Here is a 23,890-nt window from a genome sequence, read left to right on the forward strand (position 1 = left end):
TCAGGCCGCCGCGCTGTCGCGGGCGACCGCTGCCGCGGCGGTGAAGCCGGACTCCAGGTCGGCCAGGATGTCCTCGACACCCTCGATCCCGACCGAGAGGCGGACCAGCCCCGGGGTCACCCCGGCGGCGAGCTGGGCCTGCTCGGAGAGCTGGCTGTGCGTCGTCGAGGCCGGGTGGATCACCAGCGAGCGGACGTCACCGATGTTGGCCACGTGGCTGTGCAGCTCCAGGGCGGAGACGAACGCCCGTCCGGCGGCTGCGCCCCCTTCGATCTCGAAGGCGAGCACCGCGCCGGCGCCACCGGGCAGGTAGGTCCGGGCCCGCTCGTAGGAGGGGTGCTCGGGCAGTCCGGCGTAGGCGACCGAGCGCACCTGCTCGTGGGCGGAGAGCCACTGCGCCACCCGCTGGGCGTTCTGCACGTGCCGGTCGATGCGCAGCGACAGGGTCTCCAGGCCCTGCGCGATGAGGAAGGCGTTGAAGGGCGAGACGGCCGGCCCCAGGTCGCGGAGCAGCTGGACGCGCGCCTTGATGATGTAGGACACGTTGGCGCCCAGCAGGCCGCCCTCGCCGAGCGCCTCGGCGTAGACCAGCCCGTTGTAGCTGGGGTCCGGCTCGGTGAAGCCCGGGAAACGACCCTCCTCGGCGCCGTAGTCGAACCGCCCGGCGTCGACGATGGCGCCCGCGATCGCGGTGCCGTGGCCGCCCAGGTACTTGGTGGCCGAGTGCACCACCACGTCGGCGCCGTGCTCGATCGGGCGTGACAGGTAGGGCGTCGCGACGGTGTTGTCGACGATCAGCGGCACCCCGGCGGTGTGCGCCTCGTCGGCGACCGCGCGGATGTCGAGCACGTCGCTGCTGGGGTTGGCGATCGTCTCCCCGAAGAAGGCCTTGGTGTTCGGCCGGGTTGCCGCACGCCAGCTGGCCGGGTCCGCCGGGTCGTCGACGAAGGTGACCTCGATGCCGAGCCGGGGCAGCGTGTGCGCGAACAGGTTCTGGGTGCCGCCGTAGAGGCTGGGGGAGGAGACGACGTGGTCACCGGCTCCTGCCAGGTTGAGTACGGCCAGGGTGATCGCCGAGGACCCGGAGGCCACCAGCAGCGCGCCGACCCCGCCCTCCAGGTCGGCGATCCGGTTCTCCACCGTCTCGGTGGTCGGGTTGGTGATCCGGGTGTAGATCGGGCCGAGCTCGGCGAGCGCGAACCGGTCCGCGGCCTGGTCGGCGCTGTCGAAGACATAGGAGGTGGTCTGGTAGATGGGCAGTGCCCGCGCGCCCGTCTGGGAGTCGGGGGTCTGGCCGGCGTGGATCTGCCGGGTGGTGAAGTCGGTGTAGGTCGCCATGTCGAAGCTTCTTCCGCTGAGGGTGGGGTGAGCAGGGTGGTGGTCACTCTGCTGAGCCCGCCTCGGCAGCGGGGGTGGACCGGGCCGGGACCCTGGGGGTCACTGCTGGTCGGCTGCGAGGGGTGGGCTCAGCAGCGACGCATTCGGCGGGTGTCGGTCCTCATGGGGATCTGTCTACCAGGGCACGTTCTCCGAAGTCAATGCGACATCAGCGGCATAGGAGGCGGCGGTTTCGTGGAATCTTCGGGTATAGGGTTTGTATGACGTTGATCTTCGGTGGAGCCCAGGATCGTCGGCAGGGTCCGTCCCTGCGTGGCCCGCCCACCACAGCCCTCTACAGGATGATCTCGTCCTGACGCTCGAGCGTGTCGAGGTCGGCCACGTGCAGCGAGTGCTCGCCCAGCACCCAGGCCTGGTCACCGATCACCAGGATGCGGCGGGCCTGGTCCCACTGCCCGGTCCCGGAGCTCCCGAGCTGCAGCCGCGGACCCTGGTCCAGCGAGGTCCCGTCGACGCTCGCGGAGACCACCCCGGTCCAGTCGCCCTTCTCGGACCAGGCGTGGGCGGGCAGCAGCAGCTGCCCGGTAGCGGGCCAGTACCGGAACGCGCGGTGGTCGTGCTCGGCGTCCGAGCTGTGGTCGGTCCAGGTCTGCTTGGCCACCTGCGTCGGTGCGGTGAGGTCCGAGATGTCGAAGATCGCGGCCTGCAGCCCGGTCGTCACGCCGTCCTGCGTCGCGTCCTGCCCGATGCCGAGCAGCAGGTCCTCCCCGACCGGGTGCAGGTATGCCGAGTAGCCAGGGATCTTCAGCTCACCGGTGACCTCGGGCGCGGTCGGGTCCGAGGTGTCCACCAGGTAGAGCGGGTCCGTCTCCCGGAAGGTGACGACCGCCGCGGTCTCCGGGGTCAGGTAGCGCACCGCGTAGATCCGCTCGGTCTCCCCGAGCCCGTCGACGCGTCCCTGCTCGACGAGCCGGCCATCCTCCTCGGCGAGCACCACCAGCGAGCTGCTCGAGGGGGTCCCGGGGTCGCCCTCGCTGGTGGTGGCGACCCGGATCACCCCGTCGCTCTCGTCCAGGCTGAACTGGTTGAGCAGGCGGCCCGGGACCGACCCCGAGGCCAGGTAGCGGGTGCCGTCCGGGGCGGTGAGGTCGAAGGTGTGCAGCGTCGTGCTGACCTCTCCGCGCGGGCCGGGACCGACGGCTGAGTCGCTCGCCGTGGAGGTCCCGTCCACCGGCCAGGCCTCCCACGGGCTGGTCGCCACCACCAGCCGGTCGGTGGAGGCGTACACCGTGGAGCCGGTGGCCACCACCCCGGCGGAGGAGGTCGTCTGCAGCGACCCGGCACCCAGGTCGAAGGTGAGCACCGACATCGTCGACAGGCCGGAGAACTCGGCCGGGCGGGCGATCTGCTCGCAGGGCACCGCCCGCTCGGGGTCCGTGCTGCCGGTCGAGCCGTCCCCGGTGCCCATGCTCTGCAGGTGCGGGAGCCAGTCGTCCAGCGTGGACTCCTCGATGATGGCCCGGTTGGCCCGCTCCGCCTCGCCCTCCGCGGCGAGGCTCCCGGAGCGGGGCTGTGTCAGGGCGAGCCCCGGGGGCTGGGTGACCAGCACCACCCGCGCGGCCCCGTCGTGCATCCGGGCCGACCGGTAGTCGCCCTCCAGGCGGAGGCTGCCCTGGGCCACCGGGGAGCTCGGGTCGGACAGGTCGACCAGGGTGACCACGGTGCGGGAGGTGGGGAAGGCGGGCGCCGTGCTCACCCCGTCCATCGCGGGCAGCGGGGACGCCTGCGGCCACTCCCGGGACAGCACCAGTGCCCGATCCTGCTCCCGGTCCAGCAGCAGCTCGGAACCCTCGCCCCGGCCGGGCAGGCGCAGCGAGCCGACCTTCTCCCCGGCCGCGACGTCCACCACGACGAGCTGCTGACCGCGGACGGTGACGACGACCTCGCCGTCCGTCTGCAGCAGGTCCGGTTCCTCGACCCCCTCCTCCTGGTTGTTGGTCCCGGAGAAGTCGTCCCCGGCACTCATCTCGGCGGAGCCTGCTGAGCTGGGCATGCTCACGCCCCCGGCGCTGTCGGCACCGGCGTCGGCGGTCGCCATGTCCCCCCAGGAGCCGCCGGTGCCGAAGCCCCACGGCCCGACCCGCTCCAGGGCGTGCTCGTGGAACCAGTCCAGCAGCTCGTCGCAGGAGGAGAAGTCGGTCAGCTCCGCGGCGGCCGCCCGGGGCGGAGCCAGCACGTCCCCGGGGGTGCAGGCCGCCAGGGCCAGGGGAACGGCGACCAGGGCCGCGGTGACGGCGAGGGTGCGGGTGCGGCCGGACGTCGGTGTCATGGCGGGCTCCTGTGCTGCGCGGGTGGCGGTGAGGCGTGCCGGTATGACGTCGCGTCACCCGCGCCGGTTCCTCGCCCCGCCGGCCGGGTGCCGTCGACCCCGCGCCGCCGGCCTCGCACCGTTCTGCCCCGCACAGCCGGACGCGCGCTCTGCAGGGCAGAACGCGCGTCCGGGGTCCGGGGAGGGGGACTCAGCGGTGCTCGCCGTCACCCCCGTGTCCGTCGTGGCCGTCGTGCCGCAGGTCCTCGCCCCCGGCGAGGTCCTCCAGGTGACCCGCCGCGTGCGCGGCGACCAGCTCGGAACGGCCCGGGTAGCGGACGTCCTCGACCACCTTCTGCATCAGCTCGCTCGGCTTCTCCGTGAACTGGGAGACGACGACGATCGTGATGAGGTTGAGGATCATCCCGATGGTGCCGATCCCGGTCGCCGGGATGTCCCAGATCGGGGCGTTGCCGAAGAACGTCGGCAGCGTCCAGAGCTGGTAGAGCAGCGTCACGCCCAGCCCCACGGCCATGCCGGAGGCGGCTGCCGTGGCGGTGGCCTTCTTCCAGAAGATCCCCAGGAAGAGGATCGGGAAGAAGGACGCCGCCGCCAGGCCGAACGCGAGCGCGACCACCTCTGCGACGAACCCGGGCGGGTTGATGCCCAGGTAGCCGGCGACCAGGATGGCGGCGCCCATGGCGATCCGACCGACCCGCAGCTGCTGGGCGTCGCTGGCCCGCGGGTTGATCTTCTTGTAGTAGATGTCGTTGGCGACCGAGCTGGAGATGACCAGCAGCAGGCCGGAGGCCGTGGACAGGGCCGCGGCCAGGCCACCGGCGGCGACCAGCCCCACGATAGGGGCGGGCAGCCCGGCGATCTCCGGGGTGGCCAGCACCACGATGTCGTTGTTGATCATCAGCTCGGTGCCCTCACCGATCGCGCCGGCCACGTCGATGATGCCGTTGCCGTTGGCGTCGTCGACGGTGATCAGGCCCACGTCACGCCAGTTGTTGAACCACTCGGGGGTCGCGTCCACCGCTGTGCCCGGGATCTGGGTGAGCACGTTGTACTTGGTGAAGGCGCCGATGGCCGGGGCGGTCGTGTAGAGCAGCGCGATGAAGAACAGCGCCCACAACGCCGAGTAGCGTGCCGCGCGCACCGACCGTGCGGTGTAGAAGCGCACGATCACGTGCGGCAGCCCGGCGGTGCCGAACATCAGAGCCGCGGTGATGAGCACCATGTTGACCATGGAGGTCTGGGTGAAGGCCTCCGTGTAGGCGGCCAGCCCGAGGTCCTCCTGCAGACCGTTGAGGTCCTCCAGGATGGCGCCGAACCCGATCTGCGGGAACGGGTTCCCGGCCAGCTGCAGGGAGATCGCGACCGCCGGGATGAGGTAGGCGACGATCAGCACGGAGTACTGCGCCACCTGGGTCCAGGTGATGCCCTTCATGCCGCCCAGGACGGCATAGAGGAAGACGATCGTCATCCCCAGCACGACGCCCCAGGTCTGGTCCACGCCCAGGAACCGCTGGAAGACGACGCCGACGCCGGCCATCTGACCGGCCACGTAGACGAAGGAGACGACCAGGGCGCAGACGACGGAGACCAGGCGGGCGGTCTCGTTGTAACGGTCACCGACGAAGTCGGGGACCGTGTACTTGCCGAACTTGCGCAGGTAGGGGGCGAGCAGCAGCGCCAGCAGCACGTAGCCGCCGGTCCACCCCATGAGGTAGACGGACCCGGCATACCCGTTCTGGCTGAAGGCGACGAGACCCGCCATCGAGATGAACGACGCGGCGCTCATCCAGTCGGCCGCGATCGCGGCACCGTTGGCGGGTGCCGGGATGCCCCCGCCCGCGACGTAGAAACCGGCCGTGTCGGAGACCCGGCTGCGGTAGGCGATCCAGATGTAGATGCCGAACGTGAGGACGACGAAGACGAGCGTCCATGCCTGGATGGGGCTCAATGTCCGTGCACCTCCTGGTCGTACTCCTCGATGCCGAACTCGGCGTCCAGCTTGTCCATCCGCCACACGTAGAAGGCGATGAGCAGGACGAACACGACGATCGAGCCCTGCTGGGCGAACCAGAAGCCCAGCGGTATGCCGAAGATGCTGAGATTGTTCAGCGGGTCGACGAAGATGATGCCGGCGCCGAAGGACACCAGGGCCCAGATGACCAGCAGGACGGACATCAGTCGGACGTTGCGCCGCCAGTACTCCCGGCGTTGGTCGGCGTCTAGCATCGAGCCTCCTTGCTCAGCGGGACGAGCGGCCAGGGTTGGTGCCGCGGCGACCACGCAACACGAGGTCGTGACGGTGGGGCAAGCAGCCGGGGGAGGCGGGTCGGTGAACGGTGCCCCGGGTGCGCCGAGCGGCACGATCCGCGCGACGAGTGGGCATACCCCGGCGGCTGCGGGGCCGGGTGACGGGGCCGGAAGCCGTCGTTCCGGCCGGGTTCGCGCAGGTCGGGGGTTAGAGTGCCGGGCATGCGCCAGCGACGAGCACCGGGACAGCTGCGGCTGCTGGCCGCGGGGGCGTTCATGGCGCTCGGCGGCTGGCTGCCCTGGGTGTACACCCAGGCGGGGGCGGTCAGCGGTGCGGTGGGCGGCGGGCTGTGGGTCTTCTACGTGGGGATGCTCGCGATCGCCGGTGCCCTGCTGCCGCCCCGGCTGCACAGGGTGGCGATGGTGCAGGCCGCGCTCTCGGCGGTCGTCGCGATCGTGCTGCCGGTCTGGCAGGTGGTGCACGTGCTGCAGCTCGTCGGCGTCCAGGGGTGGCTGCCGGGCCCGGGCCTGGTGCTCAGCGCCTTCGGCGGGGTGCTGGCCCTGATCGCCGCGCGCCAGCTGCACAGCGGAGCGCCCCGACCCGCCGCGGTGGCGGGCTGAGGCGCTTCCTGCTCCGGTCCGGGCTCAGACCGAGGTATGCCCGCTGCGACGTCCCCCCTCGCCCCGGTCGGTGAGGCGTCCCCAGGCCCAGACGCCCCCACCGACCAGGACCGCGAGCGCCATCACCGCCGGCAGCGCCGAGGCCAGGACGGACATCCCGCCGGTCAGCAGGCTGAGGGCGGCGAGGAGACCGAGCGCCAGCACGACCAGCGAGCGGCCGCTGCCCCCGCTCAGGCCCTGCTCCAGGTGGGTGCTGCCGGCGCGGTCCGGCAGCAGCGCCCAGGCCAGCAGGTAGAGGCCGACGCCGAGCCCGCCGACGAAGGCACTCACCACCGCGACCGCGCGGACCGCGACGGGGGCGACGCCCAGCCGGTCGGCGACCGTGGCGCAGACGCCGCCGAGGACGGCGTGGCCGGTGTCCCGGGCCGGCAGCCGGCGCAGGGCCGCGTAGGCCCCCTCCAGCGCGCCGCCGGAGCGGCCGGGACCGGTGGAGTCAGTGCCGGACGGGCCGGTGCGCTGGGCGGGCAGGATCGGTGGCAGGGAGTGGGGGGAGGTGGGGGTGAGGTTCTCGTCCATACCTCCAGGGTCCCCGGGCGGACGTCCGCCCGGCAGCCGGTTGGCGACCGGAGCCGCCCGGGGGATAACCCCCGCGGTGTCGCCCGTGCTCGTCCGTGGGGCGTCCGGGTGGGTGCATCGCGCGGCGCGGCGGCGATCCTCACCCGGCACCGGGCCCGCACGGCCTAGGCTGGTCGGTATGGCCTCCTCCGTCGGATCTGTGCTGCTGCTGGCGCACGTCCGGGACCGGGGTGTCGTCACCGCCGCACGGGCCCTGGCCCAGGCAGGGTGGCGGGTCGGTGTCGGGTCGCCACGACGTGACGGCGGGCTGGTGGGGGCCTCCCGGGGGGTGAGCCGCGTGCACGTCGTGCCTCGGCCGACCGGGGACGGCCAGGCCTTCCTCGCCGGCGTCCGCAGCGCGCAGGAGCAGGGTGCCTACGACGTGGTCGTCGGGTCCGGGGACGACTGGATGTCGGCGCTCTCCCACTACCGGGACGCGTTGCCGCTGCCGGTGGCCCACCCGCCCCGGTCGGTGGTGACGGCGGCCATGGACAAGGTGGAGCTGGCCCGCCTCGCCGAGCGGGTGGGGGTGGGGACCCCGGTGACCCAGACCCTCACCGTCGGCCAGGACGAGCGGCTGCGCCCACCGGTCGTCGTGAAGAACCGGTCGCACTGGGCCCCCGGACAGCACCGACGACACCGCATCGAGGCGCTGGTCTGCGAGACCGAGGAGCAGCTGCGGGCGCACCTGGCCAGCTTCGGCGGTGACGAGGACGAGCCGGTGCTGCAGGAGATGGTGCACGGGCGGCTGTCCGCCGTGGTGGGGGTGATGCACGAGGGGCGGCTCACCGGCAGGGTGGCGCAGGTCTCGCCGCGGTTGTGGCCGACCCCCTCGGGTGCCTCGGCCCGCGCGGTCACGGTGCCCCTCGACCTCGACCTGGCGGCCCGCAGCGAGGCGCTGCTCCGGGAGCTGGGATGGACCGGGCTGGTGGAGCTGCAGTTCCTCCTCGGCCCGGACAGGGTCCCGCGGCTGATCGACCTCAACGGACGGTTCTACGGCTCGCTGGCCCTTGGTGAGCGGGCGCGTCCCGGTCTGGTGGACGCCTCGTTGCGGGCCGCGGTCGGGCTCCCGGTCCCCGCGCTGCCGGACGGTCGGGTGGGGGTGCGCTACCACTGGCTCCCCGGAGACCTGCGGCGCGCGGTGCGGGAACGCCGCGGAGGGCTCCCGGCGGACGTCTGCTCCAGCCTGCGCTGGGCCGTGGGGGCGCAGCACAGCCTGCTGCGCCGGGACGACCCCGGGCCGGTCCTCGGGCTGCTCGCCGGCCGGCTGGTGACGGACCGGGGCGACGACCTCCCGGTCAGCGCGAGCGCACCCGCCGCACCACCTCGAGCGCCACGAAGCGCTCGGGAGCCCGCATGAAGGCCAGCATCAGCTGGTAGGCCAGCGCCGCGCCGACCAGGGCGAGGCCCGCCCTGGCCCAGGCCGCGCCGGGGTCGGCCCAGGCCAGCAGGAGCGCGGCGGTGGCCGCGGAGCCGGTCGTGGCGACCACGGTCCGCAGCAGCAGCGTCCCGGTCGCCCGGCCCCCGAGCAGCCCGTGCCGGGTCGCGGCCAGCCAGCCGTTGAGGACGGCCGCCAGCACCAGCGAGGCGGAGGTCGCGGCCACGATGCCGGCCACCCCCCAGATCGGGGCGAGGGTGAGGTCGCCGACGACGTTGACCACCATCGCCAGGACGCCGACCGCCACCGGCCAGCGCACGTCCCCGACGGCGTAGCACGCGCTCACCACCACCTGTCGGCAGGCGAGCGCGAGCAGCCCCGGCAGGAAGCACAGCACGGCCACCGCGGTCAGGGCGACGGCCTGCTCGTCGAAGGCGCCCCGGCCGAAGGCCAGGGTGACCACCGCCTCGGGCGCCACCAGCAGGGCCACCGCCACCGGGCACAGCAGGGTCAGCGAGACGGCGAGCCCGCGGTGCACCAGGTGGCGCATCCGGGCCGGGTCGTCGGCGGCTGCGGCCATCGCGGGGTAGAGCGGCGCCACCAGGGCGGCGACCACGAGCATCTCGGGCAGGTTCACCAGCCGCCAACCGAGGAAGACCGCGGACACGGCCCCCTCGCCCACCGTCGAGGCGACCGCCCGGTCCACCAGGGTGTTGACGTTGAGCACCGCCTGGCCGACGACCAGCGGGGGGAGCAGCGCACCCATCTCGCGGACCCCGGGGGAGCGCAGGTCCCATCGGGCACGCACCGGCCACCGGTGCCGGACCAGCGGCACCAGCTGCAGCCCGAGCCGGGCGAGCGAGCCCACCACGAAGCCGGCGGCCAGCGCCACCATGCCCAGGTGCGGGCCGAGCAGCCCGGCGGAGGCGATCATCACCAGGTTGAACGGCACCCCCTGCAGCGCCCCCCAGCGGAAGACCCCGTGCGCCTGCGCGAGCGCCACCAGCAGGTCGGTCGCCGCCACCAGCACGGTGGTGACCAGCACGATCCGGGTGAGCAGGACGAGCAGGTCCGCACCCTCGCCGGTGAGCCCGGGTGCCAGCACCCGGGACACCGGTGCGGCGGCCACCCCGAGGGCCACGCTGAGGGCACCGATGGCGACCACCGAGGTGGAGATGACCACGTCGAAGGTGCGGTGGCCGCGGCATACCTCTTCGCCGTCGGCCTCCCGGGCCAGCACCGGCGTCGCGGCCCGGGTCAGCGAGGTGCCGAGCAGGCCCAGCACGATGTTGGCGAGCCCGAGCGCGACGAAGTAGGCGTCCAGCTGCGGGCCGGCGCCGTAGACGGCCGCGATGACGGCGTCCCGGACGAACCCCAGGAGGGTGGAGACCCCGGTGAGCCCGGCGACCAGCACGGCCGCGCGGCCGATGCTCCACCGGGCCGCCACGGGTCGCGTCCTCCCCGACTAGAGGTTGATCATGTGCCCGGCGATGCCGTGCACGGCCTCCTTGACGGCCTCCCCGAGGGTCGGGTGGGCGAAGACGGTGCGCGACATCTCGTCGGCGGTGAGGTCCCAGGTCTGCGCCAGGTTGAGGATCGGCAGCAGCTCGGTGACCTCGGGGCCGACCAGGTGGGCGCCGATGATCTCGTTGTGCTCCGCGTCGGCCACCACCTTGACGAAACCGACGCCGTCGCCGCGGCCCATGGCCTTGCCGTTGGCCGAGAACGGGAAGGTCGTGGTCTTCACCTCGTGGCCGGCGTCCTTGGCCGCCTGCTCGGTGAGGCCCATCGACGCGATCTGCGGGTGGCAGTAGGTGGCGCGGGGGATGAAGCGGTAGTCCAGCGGCATCGTCTCGGCACCGGAGAGCGTCTCCGCGGCGACGATGCCCTGCGCCTCGGCGACGTGCGCCAGCATCAGCTTGGCGGTGACGTCACCGATGGCATACACCCCGTCGACGTTGGTGCGCATGTAGTCGTCGATCGCGATGGCGCCACGCTCGGTGAGCTCGACGCCGGTGTTCTCCAGCCCGAAGCCCTCGACACGCGGGGCGAAGCCGATCGCGGAGAGCAGCTTGTCGGCCTCCAGCACCTGGCTGTCGCCGCCGTCCGCGGGGGCGACGGTGACCTTCACCCCGGAGCCGGTGTCCTCGACGTTCTCCACCTTGGTGCTCGTCATCAGGGTGATACCGAGCTTCTTGTACTCCTTGGCCAGGACCTTGGAGACCTCGGGCTCCTCCAGCGGCACCAGCCGGTCGAGGTACTCCACGATGGTGACGTCGACCCCGAAGTTGGCCATCACGTAGGCGAACTCCACGCCGATGGCGCCGGAGCCGGCGATGACGATCGAGCCGGGCAGCTCCTCGTCGAGGATCTGCTCCTCGTAGGTGACGACGTTCTTGCTGACCTCGACGCCGGGCAGCATCTTGGTGACCGAGCCGGTGGCCAGGATGAGGTTGTCGAAGGTCAGCTCCTTCTTCTCGCCGCCCTCGACCGCCACGTCCATCGAGGTGGCGGAGGTGAGCGTGCCCCAGCCGTCCACCTCGGTGATCTTGTTCTTCTTCATCAGGAAGTGGACGCCCTTGACGATGCCCGCGCTGACCTTGCGGCTGCGCTGGAACGTCGGGCCGTAGGCCATCGTGGCGTCCCCTTCGATGCCGTACTTGGCCTTGTCGTGCGCGAGGAGGTGCGCGATCTCCGCGTTCCTCAGCAGCGCCTTGCTCGGGATGCACCCGACGTTGAGGCAGACCCCGCCCCAGTACTGCTTCTCGACGACGGCCACCTTCTTGCCCAGCTGGGAGGCGCGGATCGCCGCGACATACCCACCGGGGCCGGCGCCCAGGACAACAACGTCATAGTGATCGGCCATGGCACCAGTATGCCGTGGGCCCGGTGGGCGCCGCGCGCCCGCCCGCCGCGGGGGATCGGGGTGGCCGCCATCGCACCACGGATGTGCAGGAACGGTGTGTCACATCCGTCGTGATGGTGACGGATGTGACACACCGTTATCGCACAGGCGTCAGCCCTCGTCGAGGATCTCCGCCTCGGTGATCTCGTCGTCCTCGTGGTGGTCGTCGTTGTCCTTGGCCACCTCGGTCTCGGCCAGCATCCGGTAGAGGTCGCGCCGGGTGCGGTCGAGCAGGTCCGCGGCCTGGCGGCTGAGGTCCTGGTCGCCGACCTGGCCGACCGCCTGGGCGGCCAGCGCCACGCTGCCGAGGGCCTTGAGCAGGGTGCCGTTGCTGCGGCCGGCCGCGGCCCAGCCGCCGCTGCGACCACCGGCGTGCTCGTGGTCACGTCCTGGGCCGCCCGGTCCGGCACGACCAGGACGTCCCGGGCCGCCACGCCCGCCACGCCCCGGACCACCACGACCGGGGCCGCCGACCTGCTCGCCCCAGGCGTCGTCACCGGCGGTGTCCTCCTCGCTGGCCCAGCCCTGCGGCGGGAGCGCGTCCGCGGCGACCCGGCCCTCGTCGGTCAGCCGGTAGGCGCGTCGGCCCTCGACCTCGGTCTGGGCGACCAGGCCTTCGTCCTCGAGCTGGGCGAGGGCGGGGTAGATGGCGCCGGAGCTGGGCTGCCAGGCACCGCCGGAGCTCTGCGCGATCTCCTGCATGAGCTGGTAGCCGTTCATCGGCTCCCGGCCCAGCAGGTGCAGCACCGCGTTGCGGACGTCGCCGCGGCGGGCACGTCGCCGGTCTCCGCCGGGTCCGGGCCGCGGGCCGCCGTGCCGTGCGCCGGCGCCCGGCCAGCCGCCGGCCGATCCCTGGTTGCCGAGGACCTGTCCGAGCAGGCCGTTCGGGCCGAAGATCTGGTCCTCGAGCCCGCCGAGGCCCCCGAAGCCGGGTCCCTGTCCGTGCTGGTGTCGTGAAGTCATGGGTGTCTCCTTCGTCCGTGAGGTGTCGCCGGTGTCACGCCCGGCGTCTTACGCAAGAATAGCGTGACGTGTCGTGATGTGTCAACGATATGTCGATAAATCTCGGACGATGCATGACTGTGCACTGGGTCACATATCCATGCAGGGGGTTGACGCGACGTCGCCCAGGGGGTTGTATGGCTCTCATGCAGTTCTGTGCACTCGTACTTATTACCTAGGGACGCGTCCCGGCTCCACCGCCGCCGCGTCCTCCCCTCGTCTGCCCACCGGGCCGAGGGGTTTTTTGTTGCCACGATCCCGACAACCACCCTCAGCAGGCAGGAACCCTCCCATGACCGCGACGCACCTGACCAGTGATCGCCTCACGGACGGCGCCACCGTGACCGCCCCCGCCACCACCGGCCCCGACGCGCCCTCCGGCACCCCGCGCAACGGGGCGCAGGCCATCGTCGCGACCCTCGAGCGGCTCGGGGTGGAGCACGTCTTCGGGCTCCCTGGTGGTGCCGTGCTCCCGCTCTACGACGCGCTCTACGGGGCGAAGGTGCGGCACATCCTGGTCCGGCACGAGCAGGGTGCCGGGCACGCCGCCCAGGGGTATGCCGCCGCCACCGGCCGGGTGGGTGTGTGCATGGCCACCTCCGGCCCGGGCGCCACCAACCTCGTCACCCCGCTGGCCGACGCCAACATGGACTCGGTGCCGATGGTGGCCATCACCGGCAACGTCGCCAGCACCGCGATGGGCTCGGACGCCTTCCAGGAGGCCGACATCCGGTCCATCTCGATGCCGGTGACCAAGCACTCCTTCCTGGTCACCCGCCCCGAGGAGATCGCGGCGACGATCGCCTCCGCCTTCCACATCGCCTCCACCGGCCGCCCCGGCCCCGTGCTGGTCGACGTGTCCAAGGACGCCCTGGTCGCCGCGGCCGACGAGTCCCTGCTGCAGCTGCCGCTGCCGGGCTACCGCACCCCTGTCGGGCCCGCGCCCGAGGCGGTCCGGGACGCGGTGGAGCTGATGCTCACCGCCCGCCGTCCGGTGCTCTACGTGGGTGGCGGGTGTGTGCGCTCCAACGCCTCCGAGCAGGTCCTGCAGCTGGCCGAGCTGACCGGCATACCGGTGGTCACCACGCTGATGGCCCGCGGCGCCTTCCCGGACAGCCACCCCCAGCACATGGGGATGCCCGGCATGCACGGCAGCGTCTCCGGGGTCGCCACCCTGCAGAAGTCGGACCTCATCATCAGCCTGGGTGCGCGCTTCGACGACCGGGTCACCGGGGCCAAGCACACCTTCGCCCCGGACGCCACGATCGTGCACGCCGACATCGACCCGGCCGAGATCGGCAAGAACTTCCCGACCGCCGTCGGCCTGGTCGGCGACGCCAAGGAGAGCATCCGCGGGCTGGTGACCGAGTGGACCACACGCACCGCCGCCGGCGCGGTGCCCGACCACGAGGCCTGGGTCCGCCGCTGCCAGGGCTGGAAGCGGCGCTACCCGCTGGGCTACGAGACCCCCTCGGACGGGGCGATGGCGCCGCAGCTGGTGATCGAGCGGCTGGGGGCCATCTCCGGCCCGGACACCGTCTTCGCCTCCGGCGTCGGCCAGCACCAGATGTGGGCCAGCCAGTTCATCACCTACGACCGGCCGCGGCACTGGCTCAACTCCGGGGGCCTGGGCACCATGGGGTATGCCGTCCCCGCCGCGATGGGCGCGAAGGTGGGTCGGCCCGACGCCACCGTCTGGGCGATCGACGGCGACGGCTGCTTCCAGATGACCAACCAGGAGCTGGCGACCTGCGCCGTCGAGGGCATCCCGATCAAGGTGGCGATCATCAACAACGCCGGCCTGGGGATGGTCAAGCAGTGGCAGGCGCTGTTCTACTCCGAGCGCTTCAGCCACTCCCAGCTCCCGTCCATGCAGATCCCCGACTTCGCGACCCTGGCCCAGGCCTACGGCTGCGTGGGGCTGCGCTGCGACAACGCCGGCGACGTCGACGCCACCATCGAGGCCGCCATGGAGGTGGACGACCAGCCGGTCGTCGTGGACTTCCGGGTGAGCCAGGACGCGATGGTCTGGCCGATGGTCCCCGCCGGCACCAGCAACGACGAGATCCAGCACGCACGCGACGTGCGACCCGACTTCGGGGAGGACGATTGACCCTTCTGTCCGGATACCCACCGACCGCCGCGGAGGTACCCACCCCCGCGCCGGCATACCGACCACCGCGCATCCCGCGCAGCACCGCAGCACCGACGAAAGGCACCACCATGAGCGACGACGTCGCCCGCACCCGCCACGCCCTGTCCGTCCTGGTCGAGAACAACCCCGGCGTCCTGGCCCGGGTCTCGGTCCTGTTCGCCCGCCGCAACTTCAACATCGACCACCTCGTGGTCGGCCCGACCGAGGACAACAAGGTGTCCCGGATGACGGTCGTGGTGAACGTCAACGCCGAGCAGCTGCACAAGGTCACCAGCCAGCTGGACAAGCTCGTCGAGGTCATCCACATCGAGGAGATCGAGGACGCCGAGGCCATCCGCGCCAAGCTGTGGCAGATCAACGACAACGGCCCGCGCCCGGTCGGCGCGATGGCGGCCGCCGCCTTCTGACCGCCCTCCCGATCAGGGCATACCTGCACCACCACCAGCACCACCACGTCACCGTTCCCCACCCACAGGAGAAGCTCACCCCATGGCCACCATGTACTACGACGACGACGCCGACCTCGCCCTGATCTCCTCGCGCAAGGTGGCCGTGCTCGGCTACGGCAGCCAGGGTCACGCGCACGCCCTGTCGCTGCGCGACTCCGGGGTCGACGTGCGCGTCGGTCTCGCCGAGGGCAGCAGCAGCCGGGCCAAGGCCGAGGCCGAGGGCCTGCGTGTCCTCACCCCCGCGCAGGCCTGCGCCGAGGCGGACGTCGTCATGGTCCTCGTCCCCGACCACGTGCAGCGGCTCGTCTACGCCGAGGCCGTCGAGCCGAACCTCAAGCCGGGCGACGCGCTGTTCTTCAGCCACGGCTTCAACATCCGGTTCGGCTACATCACGCCGCCCGCCGACGTGGACGTGTGCATGGTCGCTCCCAAGGGCCCGGGGCACCTGGTGCGCCGCGAGTACGTCGACGGGCGCGGCGTGCCGGTGCTGATCGCGGTGGAGCAGGACCCCACCGGCAACGCCAAGGCGCTGGCGCTGAGCTACGCCTCGGCCATCGGCGGGCTGCGCGCCGGCGGCATCGAGACCACCTTCACCGAGGAGACGGAGACCGACCTCTTCGGTGAGCAGGCGGTGCTCTGCGGCGGCATGAGCCAGCTCGTGCAGTACGGCTTCGAGACCCTCATCGAGGCGGGCTACCAGCCGGAGATCGCCTACTTCGAGTGCCTGCACGAGCTCAAGCTGATCGTCGACCTCATGTACGAGGGCGGCATCGCCAAGCAGCGCTGGTCGATCTCCGACACCGCCGAGTACGGCGACTACGTCTCCGGACCGCGGGTCATCGACCCCAGCGTCAAGAAGAACATGCAGGCCGTGCTGGCGGACGTGCGCAACGGCGCCTTCGCCGACCGGTTCATCACCGACCAGGACGCCGGGGCCCCGGAGTTCCGCGAGCTGCGCGCCAAGGGTGCCGCCCACCCGATCGAGGACGTGGGCAGGGAGCTGCGCGGGATGATGTCCTGGGTCAAGGGGCACGAGTCCGACAAGGACTACGTCGAGGGGTCGGCCGCCCGTGGCTGAGGTCGACGTCAAGCCCCGCTCCCGGGACGTCACCGACGGCCTGGAGAAGACCGCCGCACGCGGCATGCTCCGGGCCGTCGGGATGGGCGACGACGACTGGGTCAAGCCGCAGATCGGGGTGGCCAGCAGCTGGAACGAGATCACCCCCTGCAACCTGTCGCTGGAGCGGCTCGCCAAGGCGGTCAAGGACGGGGTGCACGGCGCCGGCGGCTACCCGCTGGAGTTCGGGACCATCTCGGTCAGCGACGGCATCTCGATGGGCCACGAGGGCATGCACTACTCCCTCGTCTCCCGCGAGGTCATCGCCGACTCCGTCGAGACGGTGATGTCGGCCGAGCGGCTGGACGGCTCGGTGCTGCTCGCCGGGTGCGACAAGTCGCTGCCCGGGATGCTGATGTCGGCCGCCCGGCTGGACCTGGCCTCGGTCTTCGTCTACGCCGGCTCGATCCTGCCCGGGCGCGCCAAGCTCTCGGACGGCAGCGAGCGGGAGGTGACGATCATCGACGCCTTCGAGGCGGTCGGTGCGTGCTCGCGCGGGCTGATGTCCCGGGAGGACGTGGACGTCATCGAGCGGGCCATCTGCCCCGGGGAGGGTGCCTGCGGCGGCTTCTACACGGCCAACACGATGGCCGCCGCCGCCGAGGCCCTCGGGATGTCGCTGCCCGGGTCGGCGGCACCGCCGGCCACCGACCGGCGCCGGGACGGGTTCGCCCGCCGCAGCGGGGAGGCCGTGGTGGGGATGCTCCGCCAGGGCATCACCGCCCGGCAGATCCTCACCCGGGAGGCCTTCGAGAACGCGATCGCGGTGACGATGGCCTTCGGCGGCTCCACCAACGCGGTGCTGCACCTGCTGGCGATCGCCAGCGAGGCCGAGGTGGAGTTGTCCCTGGACGACTTCCGGCGGATCGGCAGACGCGTCCCGCACCTGGCCGACGTGAAGCCGTTCGGCCAGCACGTGATGGTCGACATCGACCGGATCGGCGGCATCCCGGTGGTGATGCAGGCGCTGCTGGACGCCGACCTGCTGCACGGGGACGTGCTCACCGTCACCGGCCGGACGATGGCCGAGAACCTGGCCGAGCTGAACGCGCCGCCGCTGGACGGCACCGTGCTGCGGGCGATGGACAACCCGATCCACGCCACCGGAGGGCTGACGATCCTGGAGGGGTCGCTGGCCCCGGACGGAGCGGTGGTGAAGTCGGCCGGCTTCGACTCCGACGTCTTCGAGGGCACCGCGCGCGTCTTCGACGGCGAGCGGGCGGCGATGGACGCGCTCGAGGACGGCAGCGTCACCGCCGGGGACGTGGTCGTCATCCGCTACGAGGGCCCCAAGGGCGGGCCCGGGATGCGCGAGATGCTCGCGATCACCGGGGCGATCAAGGGTGCCGGGCTGGGCAAGGAGGTGCTGCTGGTCACCGACGGCCGGTTCTCCGGCGGGACCACCGGCCTGTGCGTGGGGCACATCGCCCCCGAGGCCACCGACGGTGGCCCGATCGCCCTGGTGCGCGACGGTGACCCGATCACCCTCGACGTCGCCGGCGGCCGGCTCGACCTGGGTGTGGACGCCGCCGAGCTGGAGCGACGGCATACCGAGTGGTCGGCCCCGGAGCCGCCCGAACGGGCCCGTCGCGGGGTGCTCGCCAAGTACGTCGCGCTCGTCCGGTCGGCGTCCGTGGGAGCGGTCACCCACTGAGCCGACGCGGGTCCGGGAGAGGTATGCCTACGGCTGGTCGGCGTGCATCTCCCGGACCCAGTCGCGCTTGACGGTGCGCCACTGCTCGTCGGTGTGACCGCGGCGCCAGTACGGCGAGCAGGACAGCAGCTCGGGGGACACCCGCCCCTGGCCCAGCAGCACCCGGCGGACCGCCCGGATCGACTCGGCCTCGCCGTGCACGAAGGCGCTCAGCGTGCCCGTAGGGCGGGGCAGCGCGGCGACCGCGTCGGCCAGCAGCGTGTCCAGCTCCGCCCCGTCGACCCCCGCCCGGTGCACCCAGTGCACGGTCAGCTCGCCCGGAGAGGCGATCTCGCACCGTCCGGCCGCGTCCTCGACCTCCAGCAGCACCGTCACCGGGGCCCCGGCGGGCACCGCCTCGGCGCAGGCCGCGATCGCCGGCACCGCGCTCTCGTCGCCGACGAGCAGGTAGGCGTCGGCGGTGGCGGGCGGGGAGTAGTCGCCCGCCGGTCCGCGCAGCTCCAGGCGGTCGCCGGGAGCCGCGTGCGTGGCCCAGCGACCGGCATACCCCACGTCGCCGTGCACCACGAAGTCGATGGTGAGCTCGCCGGTCGCCCGGTCCCAGCCGCGGACGGTGTAGCGCCGGGGGTAGGGGCGCCGGTCCCGGGGCAGGTCGCGCACCGTCTCCGTGTCGAAGGGCGGCGCGTAGTCGGCCTGCTCCGGCAGGAAGAAGGCGTTGACGTAGGCGTCGGCCGAGGGCGGGTCGGCGAAGTCGGCCAGACCCTCGCCACCGAGGACGACGCGGAGCAGCTGCGGGGTGAGCTGCTCGGTGCGCACGACCGTTCCGTACATGCAGGGCTCCTTCGCGGGGGATGAGGTCCCAAGGTTACCCTCACCTTATTTACGTCATGAGGCCGGTGCGTTGATGTCTCGCGTGACAGACTTCCGCCCATGCCCGCTTCGCTGCTGGACCAGATCGTCGCCGACCCCTCCGGCCAGTCCTGGGCGATCCTCTGGCGCGAGGACGAGGAGCGGGTCGAGGTCCTGGTCGGTGACGTGGTCGACCTGGACGAGCTGGCCCAGCTGCCCCGACCCACCCCCGGTGCGCCGGTGCTGGCCGCCGTCCCGTTCCGGCAGATCGCCGAGCGCGGCTTCGCCGTGCACGACGACGGCACCCCGCTGCGGGTGCTGCTGCCGACCGCGGTGCAGCGGCTGGAGCTGGAGGACCTGGTCGCGGCGCTGCCCACCGCCCCGGTCGAGGTGACCGGGGAGCGGTTCAGCGTCAGCGACGACGACTACGCGGCCACCGTCGCGCGGGTCATCGAGGAGGAGATCGGGGACGGGCAGGGCGCCAACTTCGTCATCCGGCGGGACGTGGAGGCGCGCACCGACGCCGACCCGGCGACGGCCGCGCTGACCTGGCTGCGGACGCTGCTCGTCGACGAGCGCGGCGCCTACTGGACCTTCGCGATGCACACCCCCGGGCACACCCTGGTCGGGGCGACCCCGGAGCGGCACGTGAGCGTGCGCGAGGGCCGGGTGTGGATGAACCCGATCTCCGGCACCTTCCGGCACCCGGTCGACCCGGGGCCTGACGGGGCACTCATGCAGGAGGCCTTCAGTGCCTTCGTCAAGGACACCAAGGAGACCGAGGAGCTCTTCATGGTGGTCGACGAGGAGATGAAGATGATGGCGCAGATCTGCTCGGACGGCGGGCGGATCACCGGGCCCTACCTCAAGCAGATGGCGCACCTGACCCATACCGAGTACCTGCTGGACGGCCGCAGCGAGGCGGACGTGCGCGACGTGCTCCGGGCGACGATGTTCGCCCCCACGGTGACCGGCTCCCCGATGGAGAACGCCTGCACGGTGATCGCCCGGCACGAGCCCACCGGGCGGCGGTACTACTCCGGGGTGCTCGCCCTCATCGACCTCGACGAGGAGGGGTCCGAGCGCCTGGACGCCCCGATCCTCATCCGCACCGCCCACCTGGACGGCGCCGGTGGGATCACCGTCAGCGCTGGCGCGACCCTGGTCCGGCACAGCGACCCGGTCTCCGAGTGCGCGGAGACCGCGGCCAAGGCCCGGGGGGTGTTGGCCGCGCTCGGGCTGCGGGAGCGCCGCGAGCTGCGGCACGCCCTCGACCTGGTCTCGTTGCCCGGGGTCGCCCACGACCTGGCGCTGCGCAACGACTCGCTCTCCCCGTTCTGGCTGAGCCCGCAGGAGGCCCGGCCCGACCCCACCCTGGTCGGTCGCCGGGTGCTAGTCGTCGACGCCGAGGACACCTGGACCCAGATGCTGGCGCACATGGTCCGGCACGTGGGGATGTCGGCCCAGGTGCGCCGCTGGGAGAGCGTCACCGAGCAGGAGGTGACCCGGAGGGTGGGGGACCGGGGCGCGAGCGGTATGCCGGGCTGGGACCTGGTCCTCTTCGGGCCCGGCCCCGGCGACCCGACGAACCTGGACGACCCGCGGATCGCGCGGCTGCACGGCCTGCTGCGCGCGCGCCTGGAGCAGCAGCTGCCGGTGCTGGCCGTCTGCCTGTCCCACCAGGTGCTGGCCTCGATGGCCGGGCTCCGGGTGACCAAGCTGCCGTCGCCGAACCAGGGCGTGCAGCTGCCCGTCGACCTGTGGGGCGACGTGCGCCGGATCGGCTTCTACAACACCTTCGTCGCGCGCCCCGGTGAGCCGGCGCTCGGGGACAGGGTGCTGGAGCAGGCGGTGCACCAGCCCGACGACGCGGTGGTGGGCCTGCGCGGGGCCGGTGTGGCCAGCGTCCAGGGGCACGCGGAGTCCGTGCTCTCCCGGGATGGGATGGTCGCCCTGCACGGGCTCATCCGGCAGGCGCTCGCCTGAGCCGCACGTAGAGCTGCTTGCGGACCCGGGCGACGACGGTGCCGTCGTCGGTGACCACCTCGGTCCCGAACCAGCGCAGCACCTTGCTCCCGTCCGCGGCCGCGTCCCGGATCTCGGTCAGCACCTCGTCGGTGAGCTCGAAGGTCGCGGTCACCGTGGACCGGCCGGGGGAGACGAACTCGACCTCCGCCGCCCTGTCCCAGACGACATAGCCGGGGCCCAGGGAACGCAGCACCATCAGCATCCAGAACGGGTCGGTCATCGCGAAGATCGACCCGCCGAAGAGGGTGCCGACGTAGTTGCTGGTCAGCGGGCTGCGGCGGAGGCGGACCCGCACCCGACGGAAGCCGGGCGAGATGTCCAGGATGCGGATGCCGGTGAACGCGAAGGGCGGCCAGGCGTTCATCCCGTGGCGCAGCGCGCGGGGCGACCCGGCCAGCGCCTTGAGCCGTCCGACGCGCTGGGCGCTCATCCCGTGCCGCCGCGGCCGCCAGGGAGGCCGCCGGGGCCGTCCCGTTCCTCGCCGGGAACGGCGCGGCATACCCCGGACACCCGGGCCCGGACCCGGTCCCCGACCGCGGGGGGCCACGGGCCGCACCGTGCGCGCAGCACGGTCCCGTCCTCCACCGTCAGGGTCACCAGGGCGTCGTGACCGTGGAAGTCGACCGCGCGCACGGTCGCCGGCACCCCGCCCTGGTCGAGCAGCACCTGCTCCGGACGGACGACGACATGGGTCGTCCCCGGTGCGACGCCGGCCGGGGAGAGCGTCACCGGGCCCAGCGGCGAGGTCATCCGCGAGCCCCCGGTCGTGCCCTCGGTCAGGGGTCCCAGCGGCAGCAGGTCGGCCTCGCCGACGAACCGGGCGACCCAGGCGTCGGTGGGCGCGGCATACACCTGCTCGGGGGTGCCGACCTGGCGGATGCGGCCCTCGCGCATCACCGCCACCCGGTCCGCCATCGACAACGCCTCGCCCTGGTCGTGCGTCACCAGCACGGCGGTGGCGCCCGCCTGGCGCAGCGCGTCCCGGACGACCGCGCGCAGCTCCGTGCGCAGCGAGGCGTCCAGGGCGCTGAAGGGCTCGTCCAGGAGCACCAGCGAGGGGTCGGGCGCCAAGGCCCGGGCCAGCGCGACCCGCTGACGCTGGCCCCCGGAGATCTCGTGCGGCCAGCGCGCACCGAGCCCGTCCAGGCCGACCAGCTCCAGGCAGGCCGCCACCCGTGCGGCCCGGCCACGGCCGCTGCGGCGGCTCAGCCCGAAGCCGACGTTGTCGGCAACCGTGAGGTGCGGGAAGAGAGACCCCTCCTGCGGGACCACCGCCACCTGACGACGGTGGGTGGGCAGATGAATCCCCGGGAGGGCGACCGCGTGCTCGCGCAACGAGATCCGCCCGGCGTCGATCCGCTCGAACCCCGCGACGCAGCGCAGCAGCGTGGTCTTGCCGCATCCGGACGGCCCCAGGACCGCGACGAACTCACCGTCGTCCAGGTGCAGCGACACCTGGTCCAGGGCGAGCACGTCGCCGAAGGACTTCGACACCGACGCGACCTCGACGGCGTGCGTCGGGGTCGTGGGCGCCGGCGCGGCAGCGGCCGGCGTGGGCGCGGGCACACGGGGCATGGTGATCCTCATGGTGCCACGTCGCGCACCAGGTCAGGGTCCGGCGCCCGCCGGACGCCGGGCCGACGGCGGGCTGCGCCGGCGCGGGGCACCGGGCCCGTGACGGCGGGCACGATGCCGGTGCGCCGGACCACGACCCAGGTCGGGATCGCGGCCAGCGCCACCAGGACCAGGGCGTACGGGGCCGCCTCGGCGTAGCGGCCCACACCGGTGGCCCCCCACAGGCGGGTGGCCAGGGTGTCCATGCCGGTCGGGCGCAGCAGCAGGGTGGCCGGCAGCTCCTTCATGGCGGTGAGGAAGACCAGGGCCGCTCCCGCGCCCAGACCGGGCAGGGTCAGCGGCAGGGTGACCCGGCGGAAGACCGCCGCGGGGGTGGTGCCCAGGGACTGGGCCGCCTCCTCCAACGACGGGGGTGCCTGAGCCGCCGCACCGGCGACCGCCGCGACCCCCAGGGGAAGGAAGAGGGTGGCGTAGGCCAGCGCCAGCAAGGCCGTGGTCTGGTACAGCGGCAGCAGCAGGGTGACCCCCAGGGACACCAGCGACAGCCCCACGACCACCCCCGGCAGGGCGTGCGCGAGGTAGGCCGTCCGCTCCAGCAGCGCGCTCAGGCGCCCGGGGTGCCGGGCGGCCAGGACGCCGAGCGGCAGCGCGAGGAGCATCGTCAGCCCGGCCCCCAGCAGGGACGCGGTCAGCGAGCCCCAGGCGGCGTCACCGAGCCGGTCCCAGACCTGGTCGGTGGAGGTGCCGGCGCCGATCCACCGGGCCAGGGACGCGGCCGGCACCCCGAGGGCGGCCACCAGCACCGCGACGATGCCGGCGAACCCCGGCCAGCGCCAGGCGCCCAGCCCGAGAGCCCGTGCGGGGCGCACCCCGGAGGGGGAGGCATACCGTGCCCCGGCCCGGCGGCTGATCCCCTCGCCGTAGAGGATGACGACGGTGAGCAGCACCAGCAGCACCGCCAGGCTCACGGCCATGGAGCGGTTGAAGCCCGTCGACAGCGCGGTGAAGATGGCGCGGGTGAAGGTGTCCAGGCGCAGGATCGAGACGGCACCGAAGTCGGAGAGGACGTAGAGCGCGGCCAGCAGGCCGCCGCCGGCGATCGCGGGGCGCACCTGCGGCAGGGTGACGCTGAGCACGGTGTCCCACGGACCCCGTCCCAGGGAGCGTGCGACCTCCTCCTGGCTGGGGTCGACCCGGGCGAGCGCCGCCGCGACGGGCAGGTAGACGTAGGGGTAGGTGTAGAGGGTGAGCACCACGGCAGCAGCCACGAAGCCCTCGAACCGTCCGGCCTGCACGAAGGGGAGCAGATCGGAGACGGAGACCCAGGTGAAGGCGGCGACGTAGCTGGGGACGGCCAGCGGCAGGGCCAGCAGCACCGCCAGCGGCGCGCGGCCGGGCACGTCGGACCGGGTCACCAGCCAGGCCGCGCCGACCCCGATGACGACGCAGGCGGAGGTGACCACCGCCGCCAGCAGGAGCGAGGTGGCGGTCAGCCGTGCGACCCGCTCGGTGGTGACCAGCTCCCACCAGGCGGGCAGACCCTCCTGGGCGGTCCGGAGCAGCAGGTAGACCAGCGGGACCAGGGCCACCGCTGTGGCGGCGAGGGCCCCGGCGACGAGCCATCTGCC

19 protein-coding genes are annotated in these 23,890 nt (G+C 72.8%); 7 read left to right on the plus strand and 12 right to left on the minus strand.

What is annotated here, in order from left to right; all coding sequences use genetic code 11:
• The 4 genes from ACI3EY_RS14585 to ACI3EY_RS14600 all read right to left on the minus strand — a co-directional run bounded on the left by ACI3EY_RS14585 (position 1) and on the right by ACI3EY_RS14600 (position 5,893).
• A complete protein-coding gene (locus ACI3EY_RS14585; RefSeq protein WP_405040886.1) occupies positions 1–1,338 on the minus strand; it encodes a bifunctional o-acetylhomoserine/o-acetylserine sulfhydrylase in 1,338 nt (445 codons plus the stop codon).
• Between the two features lie 334 nt (positions 1,339–1,672).
• Positions 1,673–3,667 carry a beta-propeller domain-containing protein gene (locus tag ACI3EY_RS14590; RefSeq protein WP_405040887.1) on the minus strand — a complete coding sequence of 665 codons (1,995 nt, stop codon included), beginning with the start codon at positions 3,665–3,667 and terminating at the stop codon, positions 1,673–1,675.
• 190 nt (positions 3,668–3,857) lie between these two features.
• Positions 3,858–5,615, minus strand: a complete 1,758-nt coding sequence (locus tag ACI3EY_RS14595) for a sodium:solute symporter family protein (protein ID WP_405036520.1) — start codon at positions 5,613–5,615, stop codon at positions 3,858–3,860.
• Positions 5,612–5,893, minus strand: a complete 282-nt coding sequence (locus tag ACI3EY_RS14600; protein WP_405036519.1) for a DUF4212 domain-containing protein — start codon at positions 5,891–5,893, stop codon at positions 5,612–5,614. The genes ACI3EY_RS14595 and ACI3EY_RS14600 overlap by 4 nt, the downstream gene beginning before the upstream one ends.
• 243 nt (positions 5,894–6,136) lie before the next feature.
• Between ACI3EY_RS14600 and ACI3EY_RS14605 the strand changes: the two genes are divergently transcribed.
• Positions 6,137–6,535, plus strand: a complete 399-nt coding sequence (locus ACI3EY_RS14605) for a hypothetical protein (RefSeq protein ID WP_405040888.1) — start codon at positions 6,137–6,139, stop codon at positions 6,533–6,535.
• 24 nt (positions 6,536–6,559) lie between these two features.
• Here the strand turns inward: ACI3EY_RS14605 and ACI3EY_RS14610 are convergent, their stop codons facing one another.
• Positions 6,560–7,111 (minus strand): PspC domain-containing protein, encoded by a 552-nt coding sequence (locus tag ACI3EY_RS14610; RefSeq protein ID WP_405040889.1) that lies wholly within the window; start codon positions 7,109–7,111, stop codon positions 6,560–6,562.
• Positions 7,112–7,289: 178 nt separating this feature from the next.
• Between ACI3EY_RS14610 and ACI3EY_RS14615 the strand changes: the two genes are divergently transcribed.
• Positions 7,290–8,510: a hypothetical protein gene (locus ACI3EY_RS14615; RefSeq protein WP_405040890.1), complete on the plus strand. Its 1,221-nt coding sequence runs from the start codon at positions 7,290–7,292 to the stop codon at positions 8,508–8,510.
• Here the strand turns inward: ACI3EY_RS14615 and murJ are convergent.
• The 3 genes from murJ to ACI3EY_RS14630 form a co-directional block, all read right to left on the minus strand.
• Positions 8,449–9,975: a murein biosynthesis integral membrane protein MurJ gene (gene murJ / locus ACI3EY_RS14620; RefSeq protein WP_405040891.1), complete on the minus strand. Its 1,527-nt coding sequence runs from the start codon at positions 9,973–9,975 to the stop codon at positions 8,449–8,451. The two genes, ACI3EY_RS14615 and murJ, sit on opposite strands and share 62 nt — an antisense overlap.
• An 18-nt stretch (positions 9,976–9,993) precedes the next feature.
• Positions 9,994–11,394: a dihydrolipoyl dehydrogenase gene (gene lpdA, locus ACI3EY_RS14625; RefSeq protein WP_405040892.1), complete on the minus strand. Its 1,401-nt coding sequence runs from the start codon at positions 11,392–11,394 to the stop codon at positions 9,994–9,996.
• Positions 11,395–11,544: 150 nt separating this feature from the next.
• The gene (locus ACI3EY_RS14630; RefSeq protein WP_405040893.1) at positions 11,545–12,396 is read right to left on the minus strand and encodes a PadR family transcriptional regulator; all 852 of its coding nucleotides are present in this window, start codon (positions 12,394–12,396) and stop codon (positions 11,545–11,547) included.
• A gap of 331 nt (positions 12,397–12,727) precedes the next feature.
• On the opposite strand from ACI3EY_RS14630, the gene ACI3EY_RS14635 reads away from it, so the two are divergent.
• The 4 genes from ACI3EY_RS14635 to ilvD all read left to right on the plus strand — a co-directional run bounded on the left by ACI3EY_RS14635 (position 12,728) and on the right by ilvD (position 17,810).
• Complete coding sequence (locus tag ACI3EY_RS14635; protein WP_405040894.1) at positions 12,728–14,548, plus strand: acetolactate synthase large subunit; 1,821 nt, start codon at positions 12,728–12,730, stop codon at positions 14,546–14,548.
• A 110-nt stretch (positions 14,549–14,658) separates the two neighbouring features.
• Complete coding sequence (ilvN, locus tag ACI3EY_RS14640) at positions 14,659–14,997, plus strand: acetolactate synthase small subunit (protein ID WP_405036168.1); 339 nt, start codon at positions 14,659–14,661, stop codon at positions 14,995–14,997.
• Between the two features lie 82 nt (positions 14,998–15,079).
• A complete protein-coding gene (gene ilvC, locus ACI3EY_RS14645) occupies positions 15,080–16,117 on the plus strand; it encodes a ketol-acid reductoisomerase (RefSeq protein WP_405036169.1) in 1,038 nt (345 codons plus the stop codon).
• Complete coding sequence (ilvD, locus tag ACI3EY_RS14650; protein ID WP_405036170.1) at positions 16,110–17,810, plus strand: dihydroxy-acid dehydratase; 1,701 nt, start codon at positions 16,110–16,112, stop codon at positions 17,808–17,810. The genes ilvC and ilvD overlap by 8 nt, the downstream gene beginning before the upstream one ends.
• A 27-nt stretch (positions 17,811–17,837) precedes the next feature.
• Here ilvD and ACI3EY_RS14655 read toward each other — a convergent pair whose 3' ends face one another.
• The gene (locus ACI3EY_RS14655; protein ID WP_405036171.1) at positions 17,838–18,641 is read right to left on the minus strand and encodes a siderophore-interacting protein; all 804 of its coding nucleotides are present in this window, start codon (positions 18,639–18,641) and stop codon (positions 17,838–17,840) included.
• Between the two features lie 99 nt (positions 18,642–18,740).
• Between ACI3EY_RS14655 and ACI3EY_RS14660 the strand changes: the two genes are divergently transcribed.
• The gene (locus ACI3EY_RS14660) at positions 18,741–20,645 is read left to right on the plus strand and encodes an anthranilate synthase family protein (RefSeq protein ID WP_405040895.1); all 1,905 of its coding nucleotides are present in this window, start codon (positions 18,741–18,743) and stop codon (positions 20,643–20,645) included.
• Here ACI3EY_RS14660 and ACI3EY_RS14665 read toward each other — a convergent pair.
• The 3 genes from ACI3EY_RS14665 to ACI3EY_RS14675 are packed head-to-tail and all read right to left on the minus strand — an operon-like array spanning position 20,623 to position 23,851.
• Positions 20,623–21,117, minus strand: coding sequence for a DUF4442 domain-containing protein (locus ACI3EY_RS14665; protein WP_405040896.1), 495 nt, complete (start codon positions 21,115–21,117; stop codon positions 20,623–20,625). The two genes, ACI3EY_RS14660 and ACI3EY_RS14665, sit on opposite strands and share 23 nt — an antisense overlap.
• The gene (locus tag ACI3EY_RS14670; RefSeq protein ID WP_405040897.1) at positions 21,114–22,274 is read right to left on the minus strand and encodes an ABC transporter ATP-binding protein; all 1,161 of its coding nucleotides are present in this window, start codon (positions 22,272–22,274) and stop codon (positions 21,114–21,116) included. Before ACI3EY_RS14670 ends, ACI3EY_RS14665 begins: the two co-directional genes overlap by 4 nt.
• Positions 22,271–23,851: an ABC transporter permease gene (locus ACI3EY_RS14675; RefSeq protein ID WP_405040898.1), complete on the minus strand. Its 1,581-nt coding sequence runs from the start codon at positions 23,849–23,851 to the stop codon at positions 22,271–22,273. Before ACI3EY_RS14675 ends, ACI3EY_RS14670 begins: the two co-directional genes overlap by 4 nt.
• Positions 23,852–23,890 lie beyond the last annotated feature (39 nt).

The sequence above is a fragment of the Serinicoccus shuyuelongi genome (assembly GCF_045032955.1).
In the GTDB taxonomy this organism is placed as follows: Bacteria; Actinomycetota; Actinomycetes; order Actinomycetales; family Dermatophilaceae; genus Ornithinicoccus.